This window comes from Streptomyces sp. NPDC048419 (assembly GCF_043200415.1).
Lineage (GTDB): Bacteria > Actinomycetota > Actinomycetes > Streptomycetales > Streptomycetaceae > Streptomyces.
In genome coordinates this window covers 83,073-99,580 of sequence record NZ_JBICXT010000019.1, presented here as the reverse complement: position 1 = coordinate 99,580, position 16,508 = coordinate 83,073, and the positions used below count along the sequence as shown (strand labels likewise).

13 protein-coding genes and 1 pseudogene are annotated in these 16,508 nt (G+C 69.9%); 8 read left to right on the top strand and 6 right to left on the bottom strand.

Annotated features, from left to right (window positions below; all coding sequences use genetic code 11):
- Positions 1-326 precede the first annotated feature (326 nt).
- The 6 genes from ACGFYN_RS33045 to ACGFYN_RS33020 all read left to right on the top strand — a co-directional run bounded on the left by ACGFYN_RS33045 (position 327) and on the right by ACGFYN_RS33020 (position 5,533).
- Positions 327-905, top strand: coding sequence for a TraR/DksA family transcriptional regulator (locus ACGFYN_RS33045; protein ID WP_393869596.1), 579 nt, complete (start codon positions 327-329; stop codon positions 903-905).
- Positions 906-966: 61 nt separating this feature from the next.
- Entirely contained in the window at positions 967-1,542 is a 576-nt protein-coding gene (gene lspA, locus ACGFYN_RS33040) for a signal peptidase II (RefSeq protein WP_393869595.1), read from the top strand.
- A 77-nt stretch (positions 1,543-1,619) separates the two neighbouring features.
- On the top strand, positions 1,620-2,564 hold the full coding sequence (locus ACGFYN_RS33035; RefSeq protein WP_393869594.1) for an RluA family pseudouridine synthase: 945 nt from the start codon (positions 1,620-1,622) through the stop codon (positions 2,562-2,564).
- Positions 2,561-3,043: a GNAT family N-acetyltransferase gene (locus ACGFYN_RS33030; protein WP_393869593.1), complete on the top strand. Its 483-nt coding sequence runs from the start codon at positions 2,561-2,563 to the stop codon at positions 3,041-3,043. Before ACGFYN_RS33035 ends, ACGFYN_RS33030 begins: the two co-directional genes overlap by 4 nt.
- A gap of 74 nt (positions 3,044-3,117) precedes the next feature.
- Positions 3,118-4,704, top strand: a complete 1,587-nt coding sequence (locus ACGFYN_RS33025; protein WP_393869592.1) for a Na+/H+ antiporter — start codon at positions 3,118-3,120, stop codon at positions 4,702-4,704.
- 88 nt (positions 4,705-4,792) lie between these two features.
- Positions 4,793-5,533 (top strand): SDR family NAD(P)-dependent oxidoreductase, encoded by a 741-nt coding sequence (locus tag ACGFYN_RS33020; RefSeq protein ID WP_393869591.1) that lies wholly within the window; start codon positions 4,793-4,795, stop codon positions 5,531-5,533.
- A 107-nt stretch (positions 5,534-5,640) separates the two neighbouring features.
- Here ACGFYN_RS33020 and ACGFYN_RS33015 read toward each other — a convergent pair whose 3' ends face one another.
- The gene (locus tag ACGFYN_RS33015) at positions 5,641-6,795 is read right to left on the bottom strand and encodes a mechanosensitive ion channel family protein (protein ID WP_393869590.1); all 1,155 of its coding nucleotides are present in this window, start codon (positions 6,793-6,795) and stop codon (positions 5,641-5,643) included.
- A 52-nt stretch (positions 6,796-6,847) separates the two neighbouring features.
- On the opposite strand from ACGFYN_RS33015, the gene ACGFYN_RS33010 reads away from it, so the two are divergent.
- Positions 6,848-7,474 carry a dienelactone hydrolase family protein gene (locus ACGFYN_RS33010; RefSeq protein WP_393869589.1) on the top strand — a complete coding sequence of 209 codons (627 nt, stop codon included), beginning with the start codon at positions 6,848-6,850 and terminating at the stop codon, positions 7,472-7,474.
- 4 nt (positions 7,475-7,478) lie between these two features.
- Here the strand turns inward: ACGFYN_RS33010 and ACGFYN_RS33005 are convergent, their stop codons facing one another.
- The 5 genes and pseudogenes from ACGFYN_RS33005 to ACGFYN_RS32985 all read right to left on the bottom strand — a co-directional run bounded on the left by ACGFYN_RS33005 (position 7,479) and on the right by ACGFYN_RS32985 (position 12,720).
- A complete protein-coding gene (locus ACGFYN_RS33005) occupies positions 7,479-7,817 on the bottom strand; it encodes a hypothetical protein (RefSeq protein ID WP_393869588.1) in 339 nt (112 codons plus the stop codon).
- Positions 7,818-7,920: 103 nt separating this feature from the next.
- Positions 7,921-9,590, bottom strand: a pseudogene (locus ACGFYN_RS33000) (alkaline phosphatase D family protein).
- Positions 9,591-9,712: 122 nt separating this feature from the next.
- Positions 9,713-10,522, bottom strand: a complete 810-nt coding sequence (locus tag ACGFYN_RS32995; protein WP_393869587.1) for a thioredoxin domain-containing protein — start codon at positions 10,520-10,522, stop codon at positions 9,713-9,715.
- Positions 10,523-10,630: 108 nt separating this feature from the next.
- Positions 10,631-11,326, bottom strand: a complete 696-nt coding sequence (locus tag ACGFYN_RS32990) for a hypothetical protein (protein ID WP_393869586.1) — start codon at positions 11,324-11,326, stop codon at positions 10,631-10,633.
- Positions 11,327-11,394: 68 nt separating this feature from the next.
- A complete protein-coding gene (locus ACGFYN_RS32985; RefSeq protein WP_393869585.1) occupies positions 11,395-12,720 on the bottom strand; it encodes a DUF2252 domain-containing protein in 1,326 nt (441 codons plus the stop codon).
- Positions 12,721-12,924: 204 nt separating this feature from the next.
- On the opposite strand from ACGFYN_RS32985, the gene dnaE reads away from it, so the two are divergent.
- Positions 12,925-16,464 carry a DNA polymerase III subunit alpha gene (dnaE, locus tag ACGFYN_RS32980; protein ID WP_393869584.1) on the top strand — a complete coding sequence of 1,180 codons (3,540 nt, stop codon included), beginning with the start codon at positions 12,925-12,927 and terminating at the stop codon, positions 16,462-16,464.
- Positions 16,465-16,508 lie beyond the last annotated feature (44 nt).

Below are 16,508 nucleotides of genomic sequence, written 5' to 3'. Positions count from 1 at the left end.
CCGCAGGTAGGGAGACCGCAGGCGGTAAGGCTGCGGGTAAGGAGACCGCAATCGAAAGGGCCGCGGACAAGGCGTCCGCAGTCGGCAAGGCCGCAGGTAGGGAGACCGCAGGCGGTAAGGCTGCGGGTAAGGAGACCGCAATCGAAAGGGCCGCGGACAAGGCGTCCGCAGTCGGCAAGGCCGCAGGCAGGGAGACCGCAGGCGGCAAGACCGCAGGTAAGGAGACCGCTGCCGATAGGGCTGCGGGCAAGGCGTCCGTAGTCCGCAAGGCCGCGGGGAAGAAGGCCGTGGCCGGCGGGCGGGCGGATGAGGGGAGCGCGGTCGAGGTGGGTAAGGCCACGCGCGCCAAGGGTGCGGGTGTGGGCAGGAAACGTACGGCCAAGACGGTGGGTGCGGCGGAGGCCGCGGAGGAGACGGGAGCCACGACGGTGGTTGCGAAGAAGACTCCAGGCACGGCCACGGCGGCGAAGACAGCCCTGCCCAAGGCGCGAGTCGCCGCGGCGGAACCCGGCGAGCTCGCGGTACGCCCCGGTGAGGACCCCTGGACCCCGAAGGAGGTCGAGGAGGCGCGGGCCGAACTGCACGCCGAGGCGACCCGGCTGAACGAAGAGATCACCTCGTCCGAGAACGCCGTGGCCGGCCTGATGCGGGACTCCGGCGACGGCGCGGGTGACGACCAGGCGGACACCGGCACCAAGAACATCACCCGCGAGCACGAGCTGGCCCTCGCTGCCAACGCGCGCGAGATGCTCGAACAGACCGGCCGCGCCCTGCAGCGGCTGGACGCCGGTACCTACGGTCTGTGCGAGAACTGCGGCAACCCGATCGGCAAGGCCCGGATGCAGGCGTTCCCGCGGGCCACGCTGTGCGTGGAGTGCAAGCAGAAGCAGGAACGCCGGTACTGATGGGGGCGGGAGGCGTGTCGTACCCTCGTCCTCAGTCAGGTATCTAGGTTGAGGGACTCACGTGGCAGAGGCGGAGCGCATCATCGGTACCCCGGACACCCCGGAGGCAGCGGGGACCGAGCCGGAGCAGGGCGGTCCCGCACGCCCTAGGGGCAAGCGCCGTATCGTCGTGCTGTTCGCGGTCGCCGCGTTCGCGTACGCCCTCGACCTGATCAGCAAGATGATCGTGGTCGCCAAGCTGGAGCACCACGCGCCGATCCAGCTCATCGGAGACTGGCTGAAGCTCGAGGCGATCCGCAACGCGGGCGCGGCCTTCGGCTTCGGCGAGGCCTTCACCGTGATCTTCACGGTGATCGCGGCGGCCGTCATCGTGGTGATCGCCCGGCTCGCCCGCAAGCTCTACAGCCTGCCCTGGGCGATCGCGCTCGGCCTGCTCCTCGGCGGCGCCCTCGGCAACCTCACCGACCGCATCTTCCGCTCGCCCGGCGTCTTCGAGGGCGCGGTCGTCGACTTCATCTCGCCCAAGGGCTTCGCGGTCTTCAACCTGGCCGACTCGGCGATCGTGTGCGGCGGCATCCTGATCGTGCTGCTGTCGTTCAAGGGGCTCGACCCGGACGGCAGCGTCCACAAGGACTGAGCGCGAGGACCGGGCGCCGCGGGCTTGATCCACAGGCTCCGGTCCGGGCCGTCGGCCCCGTCCGGCATACTCGACGGGTGAGCACGATTCCCGAGATCCGTACCCTGCCCGTGCCCGACGGCCTGGAGGGCGAGCGCGTCGACGCCGCCATCTCCCGCATTTTCGGCTTCTCCCGGACCAAGGCGGCCGAGCTCGCCGCCGCGGGGAAGGTCACGGTCGACGGATCGGTGGTCGGGAAGTCTGAGCGGGTGCACGGTGGGGCCTGGCTCGAGGTCGAGATGCCGCAGGCGGCCGCGCCCGTGCAGATCGTCGCCGAGCCCGTCGAGGGCATGGAGATCGTGTACGACGACGATGACGTGGTCGTGATCGTCAAGCCGGTCGGCGTCGCCGCCCACCCGTCGCCCGGCTGGACCGGTACGACCGTCATCGGGGGGCTGGCCGCCGCCGGCTACCGCGTCTCCACCTCCGGCGCCGCCGAGCGCCAGGGCATCGTGCACCGCCTCGACGTGGGCACCTCGGGCCTGATGGTGGTCGCCAAGTCGGAGCGGGCGTACACCTCGCTCAAGCGGCAGTTCAAGGAGCGCACGGTCGACAAGCGGTACCACACGCTCGTCCAGGGCCACCCCGACCCGACCAGCGGCACCATCGACGCGCCCATCGGCCGCCACCCCAACCACGACTACAAGTGGGCGGTCACGGCCGACGGCAAGGCCTCCGTCACGCACTACGACCTGATCGAGGCGTTCCGCGCGGCCTCCCTGCTCGACGTGAAGCTGGAGACCGGCCGCACCCACCAGATCCGCGTCCACATGGCGGCCCACCGCCACCCCTGCGTCGGCGACCTCACCTACGGCGCCGACCCGACGCTCGCCAAGCGCCTGCATCTGACCCGCCAGTGGCTGCACGCCGTGCGGCTCGGCTTCGAGCACCCCGGTGACGGGCAGTGGGTCGAGTTCGAGAGCGACTACCCGGCCGACCTCCAGAAGGCCCTGGACCAGGTCCGTGAGGAGACGTACGGATGAGCACGCACGCGTACGAGGTGCGTGTCGCCGAGGACCCCGCCGATCTGGAGACGTGTTTCGCCCTGCGCAAGGATGTCTTCGTCGCCGAGCAGGGCGTGCCCGAGGACCTGGAGTACGACGAGTACGACGCCGTGGCCGTGCATGTGCTGGCTGTGCGGGGGGACGGCGTGCCGCTCGGCACCGGGCGCCTGCTGCACGGCGAGGCGGCCGCCAAGAAGACCGACGGCGACCTGACGGTGGGCTCGCTCGGGCGGCTCGCGGTGACCCGGGACGCGCGCGGGCTCGGCGTCGGCGCGGCGCTGGTGCGGGCCATCGAGGACGCGGCACACGCGCGTGGGCTGGCGGCCGTCGACCTGCACGCGCAGTCGCACGCGCTGGGGTTCTACGAGCGGCTCGGATACGAGGCGTACGGACCGGAGTACCCGGAGGCGGGCATCCCGCACCGCGCCATGCGGCGCGCCCTGCGGCCCACGGGCTGAAGGCGCTGGTCCGCGCGGCGGCGTGGCAGGCTTGAGGTCTGCTGCCGTACGTCGACCTGCCCGGAGCGCTGACCGTGGATCAGTTGGCCCTGCTGTTCGTGCTGTTGCTCGGGGCCCTGGTGAGTGTCCCGCTGGGAGACCGGTTCGGGCTGCCCGCGCCGGTGCTGATGACGCTGCTGGGGATCGTCCTCGCCGTGGCGGACTTCGTGCCGAACGTCGACGTGCCGCCGGACCTGATCCTGCCGCTGCTGCTTCCACCGCTGCTGTACGCGGCGGTGCGGCGCACCTCCTGGCGGCAGTTCGCGGCCAACCGCCGGCCCATCTTCCTGCTGGCGGTGGCGCTGGTCTTCGTCACCACGGTGTGCGTGGCCGTCGTGGCGCACAGCATCGTGCCGGGGCTGCCGGTCGCCGCCGCCGTCGCGCTCGGCGCGCTCGTGGCGCCGCCCGACCCGGTCGCCGCGACCGCCGTCGCCGGGCAGTTGGGGCTGCCCCGCCGGATCGTGTCCATCCTGGAGGGCGAGGGCCTGTTCAACGACGTGACGGCGATCGTGCTGTACCACGTCGCGGTCGCCGCCGCCGTCAGCGGTGACTTCCATCCGGGGCGGGCCGCGCTCGACCTGGTGCTGTCCGCCGTCGTCGCCGTCGCCATCGGTGTGGCCCTGGGGTGGAGCGCCAACCGGCTCCTCGATCTGCTCGGCGACGCGACCCTCCAGGTCGGCCTGACACTGCTCGTGCCGTACGCGTCGTACGTCCTCGCCGAGGAGCTGCACGGCTCCGGTGTGCTCGCCGTCCTCACCACCGCGCTGTTCCTCTCCGAGTACGGCACCGACCCCGACGACGTGATGACGCGGCTCGCCGGGCACACGTTCTGGGACATCGTCGACACGCTCGTCACGGGCGTCGCCTTCGGTCTGATCGGTCTCGAACTGCACAACGCGATCCGGACGGCGTCCGGGCGCTGGAGCGAGATGCTCGGATGGGCCGGGGTGATCGTGGTCGTGGTGGTCGTCGTACGGCTGGTGTACCTGCTGCCGGCGACCTGGCTGACCAAACGGCTGCACGCCAAGCGGGACCACGACGAGGACATCCCGATGAGCTGGCGGGAGACCGTCATCATGTGGTGGGCGGGGATGCGCGGGGTGGCCTCGGTGGCGCTGGCGCTGGCGATCCCGCTGGAGACCGAGGACGGCTCGTCCTTTCCCGACCGGGACGAGATCGTGTTCATCGCCTTCGGCGTGATCATGGCGACGCTGGTGCTCCAGGGGCTGACCCTGCCGTGGCTGGTGAAGCGGCTGGGCGTGCAGGCCGACACGGAGCGGGAGAAGGACTTCGAGCGGGAGCTCGCGGTGCGCGCGGCCAAGGCGGCCAAGCGGAGGCTGCGGGAGATCGAGGAGGTCGAGGAGCTGCCGGAGGAGCTGTCCGAGCAGATGCTGCGGCGGGCCTTCGAGATCGGGGTGCGGATCAGCCCCGAGATGGGCGAGGAGGAGCGGCGGGAGGCGCATGAGATGCGGATGCGCCGGCTCAAGCGGATGCGCCGGATCCAGGGCGAGTTGCTGAGCGCCGCGCGGCACGAGGTGCTGGCCGCACGCAGTGAGCCGGGGGCGGATCCGGAGATCGTGGACCGGGTGCTGCGCCATCTCGACGTGCGCAGTCTGCGGTGAGCCGCGCCGCCTCGTCGCTTCAGCGGTGGCCTGAAACGCCGAGTCCATACCGATCGCGGACGGTGGCGAGGCTTCGTAGAGTCGCCTCATGGCTCGCAATGTGGTGATCAGTGGCGGCGGTACGGGAATCGGGCTCGCCGCGGCCCATGTCTTCGCAGCGGACGGGGATCGGGTCCTGCTGCTCGGGCGCCGGGAGGACGTGCTCAAGAAGGCCGGGGTGCCGGGCGCGTGGACCTACGCGGCCGACCTGAGCGACACGGCCGCCGTGCGCGGTGTCGCCGGCTTCGTGGCGCAGGAGTTCGGGACGGTGGACGTGCTCATCCACAGTGCCGGGGGCACCGGGCAGCTGGAGCCCGGGTCCGCGAGCGACGACCCGCTCGACCGGGTCGCGCACGACTGGATCGTCAACTTCCGGATCAACACCCTGACCGCCGCGCTGCTCACGGAGGCGCTGAAGGACCGGCTCGCCTCGCCGGGCGGGCGGGTGCTGTTCGTCAGCTCCATCGCGGCGTACCGCGGGTCCGGTACCGGTGCGTACGGGGGCGCCAAGGCCGCGCTGCACCCCTACGCCCATGACCTGGCACGGGAGTTGGGGCCGCGCGGGATCACCGCGAACGTGGTCGCGCCGGGCTACATCGAGGACACCGAGTTCTTCGGGCCGCGGATCGACCCGGCGCGGCGCGAGCGGCTCGTCGCCGACACCTCGACCGGGCGCGCCGGTACGCCCGGTGACGTCGCCTCGACCCTGCACTGGCTCGCCTCCCCGGGCGCGGGCCATGTCACCTCGCAGGTCGTACAGGTCAACGGGGGCGCGGAGCGCGGGAACTGAGGCCGTACGGGCGGACCCCTACGGCCTCGGCGGCACTCCGCTGCCCCGGCCGCACCGCGTTGTCTCGGCCGCCGCACCGCGTTTTGTCTCGGCCGCGCCGCGTCGTCTCAGCCGCGCCCCGTCCGCGGCGGCTCGGGGACGCGGTGCGCGGTGGCGCCGCCGTCGGAGTGGCTGTCGCGGTGCCACTCGCGGTGGCCGTCGTGCTGTCCGTCCGCGGTGGGCCAGCCCGCAGGCAGGGCAGCCTCCGCCGTGTTGACGCGGGGCAGGGCGTACGGGTGCCTCTTGCACAGCCAGTCGAGCATCTGCTCGCGCACCGTGACCCGGACCGTCCAGATGTCGTCCGCGTCCTTGGCCGTCACCAGGGCGCGGACCTGGACGGTGTTCGGTGTCGAGTCGGTGACCACCACACCGCAGGCACGGCCGTCCCAGGCCGGGCACTCGCGCAGGATGTCCCGCAGCTTCTCGCGCATCTCCTCGATCGGCGCGGTGTGGTCCAGGTGCCAGTAGACGATGCCCGTCATCTGGTTGCCTCCGCGCGACCAGTTCTCGAACGGCTTCGAGGTGAAGTACGACACCGGCATCGTGATCCGGCGCTCGTCCCAGGTCCGTACGGTCAGGAAGGTCAGGGTGATCTCCTCGACCGTGCCCCACTCGCCGTCGACCACGACCGTGTCGCCGATCCGCACCATGTCGCCGAAGGCGATCTGGAACCCGGCGAACATGTTGCTGAGCGTCGACTGGGCGGCGACACCGGCGACGATGCCGACGACGCCGGCCGAGGCCAGCAGTGACGCCCCGGCCGCCCGCATGGCCGGGAACGTCAGCAGCATGGAGGCCACGGCCACCACGCCGACGATCGCGGTCACCACGCGCATGATCAGCGACACCTGGGTCCGCACCCGGCGCACCCGGGCGGCGTCGTGGTGGACGCGGGCGTAGCGGTTGTACGAGGTCTCCACGATGGCGGCCGCGATGCGCACGACCAGCCACGCGGTGGCACCGATCAGCACCAGGGTCAGCGCCTGGCCGATGCCGACGCGGTAGTCCCTGAACTTCTGTGCCTGGTCGTAGGAGCCTCTCAGCAACGCGGCGCAGATCACCAGCTGGTAGGGCACCCGGGCACGGCGCAGCAGCCCCCACAGCTGCGTCTCCCGGTGCCGTTCGTCGGCCTTGCGCAGCAACTGATCGGTGGCCCAGCCGATGACCAGCGTGAGCACGACCGAGCCGCCGACCACGATCAGCGGACGCAGTACGTTCTCCATGCCTCGAACGTAACCGGCTCAGGGGGGTCATGAACATGTGAGTTGAAGCTCGATGAGGGTACGGCCGCGGGCAGGCGTTGTCGGACCCGGCTGGCACCATGGCCTCATGAACATCATGCTCTTTCACTCGACCTACGGCCTCAGGCCCGCGGTGCGCGAGGCCGCGGACCGGCTGCGCGGCGCCGGGCACGAGGTGTGGACCCCGGACCTCTTCGACGGGCGTACGTTCGAGACGGTCGAGGAGGGCATGGCCTTCAACGAGGAGATCGGCAAGGAAGAGCTGCTCAAGCGGGCCGTCCTGGCCGCCGCTCCGTACTCGGAGCGAGGACTTGTGTACGCCGGGTTCTCGCTCGGCGCCTCCGTCGCGCAGACCCTCGCGCTCGGCGACGAGAGAGCCCGCGGACTGCTGCTCCTGCACGGCACGTCGGACATCGCGCCGAACGCCGCGGTGGACGACCTGCCGGTCCAGCTGCACGTGGCCGAGCCCGACCCCTTCGAGACCGACGACTGGCTGAGCGCCTGGTATCTGCAGATGGGCAGAGCGGGCGCGGACGTCGAGGTGTACAGATACGCGGGCGCCGGCCACCTCTACACCGACCCCGCCCTGCCGGACTACGACGAGGAGGCGGCCGAGGCCACCTGGCGGGTGGCGCTCGGCTTCCTCGACAGCCTCCGGTAGATCGTCAGCACGCCTTCGGCGGGTGGACGAGCGAGGGGAAGTGCCCGGACCAGACCCAGGACGTCGGCTTGGCGTTGTAGAGCCTGAACCACCGCTCCCCGGAGGGGGTGTGGGTCGTCGAGCACGCGATCCGCAGCGTGGTGCCCCTCGGCTCCACGCGGTATCTCGTCGAGGACGAGGTGGGCTGCGCGTACAGGGGAGCGGACTCGGCGGTGGTCAGGTTGACGAACGCCGGCGCCGCCGCCGCTTCCCGGGCCTGTGCGGAGGTGGCGGTCAGCCCGGCGAGGGCCAGCGTGGCGCCGAGAACTGCCGTCTTCGTCAGGACACTTCGGGGGGTGGCCATATGACTCCAATCGTGAACGGAACCGACGGACCGCCAGTGCAGCGGCCCGCCAGTTTGTTCGACGGAGTCAAGATCTCCGCGGTTGCTCCGCGTCCCCGTCTTTTTACACGGGGTCGTAGCTGCGCTCGACCTTCTGCGTGCCGGTGCGTGTGCGGTACGAACGCACCCAGCTGGAGGTCGCGTTCTTGTCCGTGCGGTCGGACAGGACGTAGTAGTCCATCTGCGCGCGGTCGGCGGTGATGTCCAGGACGCCGTAGCCGTGGCGGTCGGTGTCGACCCAGTGGACGTGCCGGTTGGCGGCGCGGATGATCGGCGAGGCGATCGCGGAGACGGTGCCCTCGGGGACCTTCACGATGTCGTCGAGGTTGTCGGAGGTCACCGAGGTGATGACGAACTCCGTGGCGGCGGAGGCCGACAGCGGGTACGTTCCGGCGTCCACCGGCACGTCGTTGGCCCACGCCATGTGGATGTCGCCGGTCAGGAAGACGGTGTTGCGGATCGCGTTGGAGCGCAGGTGGGCCAGCAGCTCGCGGCGGTCGTCCGTGTAGCCGTCCCACTGGTCGGTGTTGAGCGCGAGGCCCTCCTGCGGCAGCCCGAGCAGCTTGGCGAGCGGCTTGAGCAGGTCGGCGGAGAGGGAGCCGATGGCGAACGGCGAGATCATCACCGAGTTGCCGACCAGCCTCCAGGTGGTGTCGGAGGCCTTCAACCCGGCCTTCAGCCAGCCCAGTTGGGCCCGCCCGGTGATCGTACGGTCCGGGTCGTCGACCGAACCGCTGGCCGTGGACGCCTGCTGGGAGCGGAAGGAGCGCAGGTCCAGCAGCGACAGGTCGGCGAGCTTGCCGAAGCGCAGTCGGCGGTAGGTGGTGCCCTCGATGGCCGGGCGGACCGGCATCCACTCGAAGTAGGCCTGCTTGGCGGCCGCCTTGCGGTCGGTCCAGGTGCCCTCGGCGCCCTCGGTGTGGTTGACCGCGCCGCCGGACCACGCGTTGTCGGCGAACTCGTGGTCGTCCCAGATCGCGACGACCGGCGCCTTGTGGTGCAGGGCCTGCAGGTCCGGGTCGGTCTTGTACTTGCCGTGCCGGGTGCGGTAGTCGGCGAGCGTGATGATCTCGTTCGTGGGCGCGTGCGGGCGGACGACCGTGCCACGGGCCGCGTACTCGCCGGACTTGTACTCTAGGATTAGTCGCCGAGGTGCAGCCAGGCGTCCAGGTCGCCGCGGGCCGCGAGATGGCGGTACGAGGCGAAGTAGCCGCCCTCCCAGTTGGCGCAGGAGACCACGCCGAAGCGCAGGCCGGGCACCGCGGCGTCGGCGGCGGGCGCGGTGCGGGTGCGCGCGACGGGGGAGTCGGTGCCGCCGGCCGAGAAGCGGAACCAGTAGTCGGTGGCGGGCGTGAGGCCGCGTATGTCCGCCTTGACGGTGTGGTCGGAGGCCGCGGTCGCGGTGGTCGTGCCCTTGGCCACGATGTCGGTCAGCGACTTGTCCCGGGCGACGATCCAGCTGACCGGGGTGTCGGGACCGAGCCCGGAGCCGGGGGCCGCCTCGGACGTGGGGGTCACCCGGGTCCACAGCAGGACGCCGTCGGGCAGCGGGTCGCCGGAGGCGACACCGTGCAGGAAGGCGGGCGTGTCCGCGGCGGCGCGGGCCGGCAGAGCGGCGGCGAGCGGGCCTGCCAGGACAGCAGTCGCCGCCGCGGCCTTGACGACCGTACGGCGGCGGGGCGTAAGCGAGTTGAGGCTCTGGTTCGCCTCTGACGATCTGTATCGACTGGTCACGGGCGACCAGGTTACTGGCTGGTATGCGCTGGAGCGGGCGAACGCGGAAAGTTCGCCCGCTCTTCACGGGGGATCCGAATTCCCAGGTGGAGCAAGGGCTTTCCCGGGATCTCGGCGGTGGATCAGGCCTTGAGGGCCGCGCCCACGACCTTGTTGAAATCGGCCACGGTCAGCAGCGGGCTGCCGTTGTTGAGCTGCTTGCCGTTCATGACGAAGCCCGGGGTGCCGGTCACGCCGTCCTTGTTGTCGTCGAAGGTCTTCGACATGGCCATCGCCCAGGGGTCGTAGGTGCCGTTCTTGACCGCGTTCTGGAACTGGGTGTTGTTCTTGAGCGCGGGGACGGTGTTCGCGACCTTGATGAGGTAGGCGTCGTCCTTGAACTTGTCCTGCGTCTCGTCCGGGTGCCACTTCGCCGAGTACAGCGCGGTCTTGTACTGGAGGAACGCGTCGTCGCTGACGTTCAGCGCGGCACCCAGGGCGCTCAGCGCGTTCTTGGAGCCCTCGCCGTTGTCGTGGCTGTCGATGAACGTGGCGCCGACGTACTGGAACTTGTACTTGCCGGCGTCGAGGTCCTTCTTGAAGGTCGGGCCGACCGTCTGCTCGAACTGGGCGCAGACCGGGCAGCGCGGGTCCTCGTAGACCTTGAGGGTCTTCTTGGCGGTGGCCTTGCCGATGACGACGGTCGTGCCGTTCTTGCCCGTGGTGTTGGCCGGCGCGACGACCTTGTCCTTCTTCGCGGCCTCCCAGTGGCTGGGCTTGTTGGCCTGGACGACGGCGTAACCTATGCCGCCGGCCGCCGCCAGGACGACCACGACCGAACCGGCCACGATGGCCTGCCGCTTGGCCTTGGCCCGCTTGGCCTGGCGCTCGCGCTCCTCACGCAGCCGCTCGCGGGCGGCCGACTTCGAGGCCTGGCTGTTTCGCTTGCTCATGTTGGTGTTCTCCATGTGGGACGCGCAGATGTCGTGCGCGGAATACGTGTGGGGGACTGGTCGTGCTCAGGAATGCCGGTCGGGCGACCGGAAGGGGTCGCTCAGACCTCAGACCTGGGCGAGCGAGCACGGCGGTCCACGCCGTCCCAGGGAGTGCACGAGGAGCCGGTCGCGGGCGCCGGCGGCGGGCGGGCCGGGGCGCCCGAGGCGCCGGACCGCGGTGGCCGGCCGCACGGCGACCGCCGCGACCGCGAGCAGCAGCGGCCGGAACGTCGTCGCGGCGGCCGCCCGCACCAGCTGGGTCAGGGCGCGCTCGCCGCGGCGCAGCCAGGCGGCGGCGAGCAGGCCGACACCGAGGTGCGCGCCGAGCAGCAGCCAGGCGGTGGCCGGGTCCGCGTGGGCGAGCAGCGCCGCGAAGCGGTCGGTGCCGGTGCCTTCGGTCACTCGGGTCAGCGGGGTGCCGACCTGGGTGCCGGTGCCGCACAGCAGGTTCCAGCCGACGGAGCGCAGCGGGCCGGCCACCGGTCCGCCCGAGGGGCCGTAGCAGACGTGCTGGCCGGTGGTGAAGACCGTGTCGGCGGCCAGCTCCAGCGGGATCAGCAGGGCGGCGATCGGGCCGAAGCCGCGCTCGCGGCCGGCCAGGGCGTAGGAGACCGCGAACACGGCGGCGGCGACCGCGGCCACCGTGTTCAGCGGCAGCGGGATCTGCGACAGCAGCACGTGCGACGCGGTGCTGAGCGTCACGACGAGTGCCGTGAACAGCGCCGCGCGAAGCGCCCTGAGTCGGATCCCGGATATGTCCATAGCGAGGAAGAGTCTGTCATGCGCTCCGGTAAGGGACCCCTAAAAGGTCCCTGTGAGAGTACGGAACGTCACAGACCCGGAATCCGGCCGTTGCGGAACAGGTCGACGAAGATCTGGTGGTCGGCACGCGCGCGTGCGCCGTAGCTGTGCGCGAAGTCCGTCAGCAGGTCCGCGAAGCCGTCCTCGTCGGCGGCGATCGCCGCGTCGATGGCGCGCTCGGTGGAGAACGGCACCAGGGACTCGCCGGAAGTGTCGTCCGCCGCCGCGTGCATGGTGGCCGTGGCCCGGCCGAGGTCGGCGACGACCGCGGCGATCTCCTCCGGGTCGTCGATGTCGCTCCAGTCCACGTCGACCGCGTACGGCGAGACCTCGGCGACCAGCTGTCCCGCGCCGTCCAGCTCGGTCCAGCCCAGCCACGGGTCGGCGTGCGCCTGCAGGGCGCGCTGCGAGATCACCGTGCGGTGGCCCTCGTGCTGGAAGTAGTCGCGGATCGCGGGGTCGGTGATGTGCCGGGAGACGGCGGGGGTCTGGGCCTGCTTGATGTAGATCACCACGTCGTTCTCCAGGGCGTCGCTGTGGCCCTCGAGAAGGATGTTGTACGACGGCAGGCCGGCCGAGCCGATGCCGATGCCGCGCCGTCCGACCACGTCCTTGACGCGGTACGAGTCCGGGCGGGCCAGCGACGCGTCCGGCAGCGTCTCCAGATAGCCGTCGAAGGCCGCGAGGACCTTGTACCGGGTCGCCGCGTCCAGCTCGATCGAGCCGCCGCCGGGGGCGAAGCGGCGCTCGAAGTCGCGGATCTCCGTCATCGAGTCCAGCAGCTCGAAGCGGGTCAGCGAGCGGGCGGCGCGCAGGGCGCCGAGCAGCGGGCCCTCGGCGGTGTCCAGCGTGAACGGCGGCACCTCGTCGCTCTTCGCGCCGGTCGCCAGGGCGTGGATCCGCTCGCGGTACGCGCCCGCGTACACCCGCACCAGCTCGGTGATCTGGTCGTCGGCGAGCGCCTTGGCGTACCCGATCAGGGCGATGGAGGCGGAGAAGCGCCTGAGGTCCCAGGTGAAGGGGCCGACGTAGGCCTCGTCGAAGTCGTTGACGTTGAAGACCAGGCGGCCGTTGGAGTCCATGTACGTGCCGAAGTTCTCCGCGTGCAGGTCGCCGTGGATCCATACGCGCGAGGTGCGGTCGTCCAGGTACGGGCCGCCCCGCTTCTCGGCGCCGAGATCGTGGTAGAAGAGGCACGCCGTGCCCCGGTAGAACGCGAACGCCGAGGCCGCCATCTTCCGGAACTTCACCCGGAACGCGGCCGGGTCCGCGGCCAGGAGCTCGCCGAAGGCGGTGTCGAAGACGGCGACAATCTCCTCGCCGCGCTGCTCGTCGTTGAGCTGGGGTACCGACATCGCGGGGTGCCTCCTGGTGCCTGGATGTGTACGACGGCGTTTCGTCGTTTCCAACGGGTGAGGACCCGCGGAAGTGCCCGCGATCCTCGCTGTGAAGGTACGCGGGGGAGCCCTCGGAGTGTCAGTGCCGAGGCATAGACTTCGGCGCTGACCCCAGAACTCTCCGACCGCCTGCCACCGACCGTTTTCCATGGAGGCCACACCGTGTCAAAGCCGCCGTTCACGCACCTGCACGTCCACACCCAGTACTCGCTGCTGGACGGTGCCGCGCGGCTCAAGGACATGTTCAACGCGTGCAACGAGATGGGGATGACGCACATCGCCATGTCCGACCACGGCAACCTCCATGGGGCGTACGACTTCTTCCATTCCGCCCAGAAGGCCGGAATCACCCCGATCATCGGGATCGAGGCGTATGTCGCACCCGAGTCGCGGCGCAACAAGCGCAAGATCCAGTGGGGCCAGCCGCACCAGAAGCGCGACGACGTCTCCGGCTCCGGTGGATACACGCACAAGACGATGTGGGCCGTGAACAGGACGGGCCTGCACAACATCTTCCGTCTCTCCTCCGACGCCTACGCCGAGGGCTGGCTGCAGAAGTGGCCCCGGATGGACAAGGAGACGATCTCCCAGTGGTCCGAGGGGATCGTCGCCTCCACCGGCTGCCCCTCCGGCGAGGTCCAGACCCGGCTGCGCCTCGGTCAGTTCGACGAGGCCCTGAAGTCGGCCGCCGACTACCAGGACATCTTCGGCAAGGACCGCTACTTCCTGGAGCTGATGGACCACGGCATCGACATCGAGCACCGGGTCCGTGACGGTCTGCTGGAGATCGGCAAGAAGCTCGGCATCCCGCCCCTGGTCACCAACGACTCGCACTACACGTACGCGCACGAGGCGACCGCCCACGACGCCCTGCTGTGCATCCAGACCGGCAAGAACCTCTCCGACCCGGGACGCTTCAAGTTCGACGGCACCGGCTACTACCTGAAGTCCACGGACGAGATGTACGCCATCGACTCCTCGGACGCCTGGCAGGAGGGCTGCCGGAACACGCTGCTCGTCGCCGAGATGATCGACACCTCCGGCATGTTCGAGAAGCGCGACCTGATGCCCAAGTTCGACATCCCCGAGGGCTACACCGAGGTCACCTGGTTCAAGGAGGAGGTCCGCCTCGGCATGGAGCGCCGCTTCCCCGGCGGCGTCCCCGACGACCGCCAGAAGCAGGCCGAGTACGAGATGGACGTCATCATCTCGATGGGCTTCCCCGGCTACTTCCTCGTGGTCGCCGACTTCATCATGTGGGCCAAGAACAACGGCATCGCGGTCGGCCCCGGCCGAGGCTCCGCGGCCGGTTCGATCGTCGCCTACGCCATGGGCATCACCGACCTCGACCCGATCCCGCACGGTCTGATCTTCGAGCGGTTCCTCAACCCCGAGCGCATCTCGATGCCCGACGTCGACATCGACTTCGACGAGCGCAGGCGCGTCGAGGTGATCAGGTACGTGACGGAGAAGTACGGCGCCGACAAGGTCGCCATGATCGGGACCTACGGCAAGATCAAGGCCAAGAACGCGATCAAGGACTCCGCGCGCGTGCTGGGCTACCCGTACGCGATGGGCGACCGCCTCACCAAGGCCATGCCCGCCGACGTCCTCGGCAAGGGCATCGACCTGGACGGCATCACCAACCCCTCGCACCCGCGCTACAACGAGGCGGGCGAGATCCGGGGGATGTACGAGAACGAGCCGGACGTGAAGAAGGTCATCGACACCGCCAAGGGCGTCGAGGGCCTGGTCCGGCAGATGGGCGTGCACGCCGCCGGCGTGATCATGTCCAGCGAGACCATCACCGAGCACGTGCCCGTCTGGGTCCGGCACAGCGACGGCGTGACCATCACGCAGTGGGACTACCCGAGCTGCGAGTCGCTCGGCCTGCTGAAGATGGACTTCCTCGGCCTGCGCAACCTGACGATCATGGACGACGCCGTCAAGATGGTGAAGTCCAACAAGGGCGTCGACCTGGAGCTGCTGAGCCTCCCGCTGGACGACCCGACGACCTTCGACCTGCTCCAGCGCGGCGACACCCTCGGCGTCTTCCAGTTCGACGGCGGCCCCATGCGCTCCCTGCTGCGCCTGATGAAGCCCGACAACTTCGAAGACATCTCCGCCGTGTCGGCGCTCTACCGTCCGGGCCCGATGGGCATGGACTCGCACACGAACTACGCGCTGCGCAAGAACAAGCTCCAGGAGATCACCCCGATCCACAAGGAGCTCGAGGAGCCCCTCGAAGAGGTCCTGGCGGTCACCTACGGCCTGATCGTCTACCAGGAGCAGGTGCAGAAGGCCGCCCAGATCATCGCCGGCTACTCGCTCGGCGAGGCCGACATCCTGCGCCGCGTGATGGGCAAGAAGAAGCCCGACGAACTGGCGAAGAACTTCACCATCTTCCAGGCCGGCGCCCGCAAGAACGGCTACAGCGACGAGGCGATCCAGGCCCTGTGGGACGTGCTGGTCCCCTTCGCCGGCTACGCCTTCAACAAGGCGCACTCCGCCGCGTACGGACTGGTGTCGTACTGGACGGCGTATCTCAAGGCCAACCACCCCGCCGAGTACATGGCGGCGCTGCTGACCTCGGTGAAGGACGACAAGGACAAGTCGGCCGTCTACCTCAACGAGTGCCGCCGCATGGGCATCAAGGTGCTCCCGCCGAACGTCAACGAGTCGGTGCACAACTTCGCCGCCCAGGGCGACGACGTGATCCTCTTCGGCCTGGAGGCCGTGCGCAACGTCGGTACGAACGTGGTCGAGTCGATCATCAAGAGCCGCAAGGCCAAGGGCAAGTACGCCTCCTTCCCCGACTACCTCGACAAGATCGACGCGGCCGCCTGCAACAAGCGCACCACGGAATCGCTGATCAAGGCGGGCGCGTTCGACACCATGGGCCACACCCGCAAGGGCCTCACCGCGCACTACGAGCCGATGATCGACAACGTGGTCGCGGTCAAGCGCAAGGAGGCCGAGGGGCAGTTCGACCTCTTCGGCGGCATGGGCGAGGAGGAGTCCAGCGAGCCCGGCTTCGGCCTCGACGTGCAGTTCACCGAGGAGGAGTGGGACAAGACCTATCTGCTCGCCCAGGAGCGGGAGATGCTCGGTCTCTACGTCTCCGACCACCCGCTCTTCGGCCTGGAGCACGTGCTGTCGGACAAGGCCGACGCGGGCATCGCCCAGCTCACCGGAGGTGAGCACTCGGACGGCGCGGTCGTCACCATCGGCGGCATCATCTCGGGCCTCCAGCGCAAGATGACCAAGCAGGGCAACGCCTGGGCGATCGCCACCGTCGAGGACCTCGCCGGCTCCATCGAGTGCATGTTCTTCCCGGCGACCTATCAGCTGGTGTCGACCCAACTCGTCGAGGACGCCGTGGTGTTCGTCAAGGGCCGCCTCGACAAGCGCGAGGACATCCCCCGGTTGGTGGCGATGGAACTCCAGGTCCCTGACCTGTCGAACGCGGGCACCAACGCGCCCGTGATCCTCACCATCCCGGCCACCAGGGTCACCCCGCCGATGGTCAGCCGCCTCGGCGAGATCCTCAGTCACCACAAGGGCGACAGCGAGGTCCGGATCAAGCTCCAGGGCCCGACCAGGACGACGGTCCTGCGCCTCGACCGGCACCGGGTCAAGCCCGATCCGGCGCTGTTCGGCGATCTGAAGGTGCTGCTCGGCCCCTCCTGCCTGGCAGGCTGAGCACGTGCACGCGCGAGGGGCGCACCCTTTCACGGGGGTGCGCC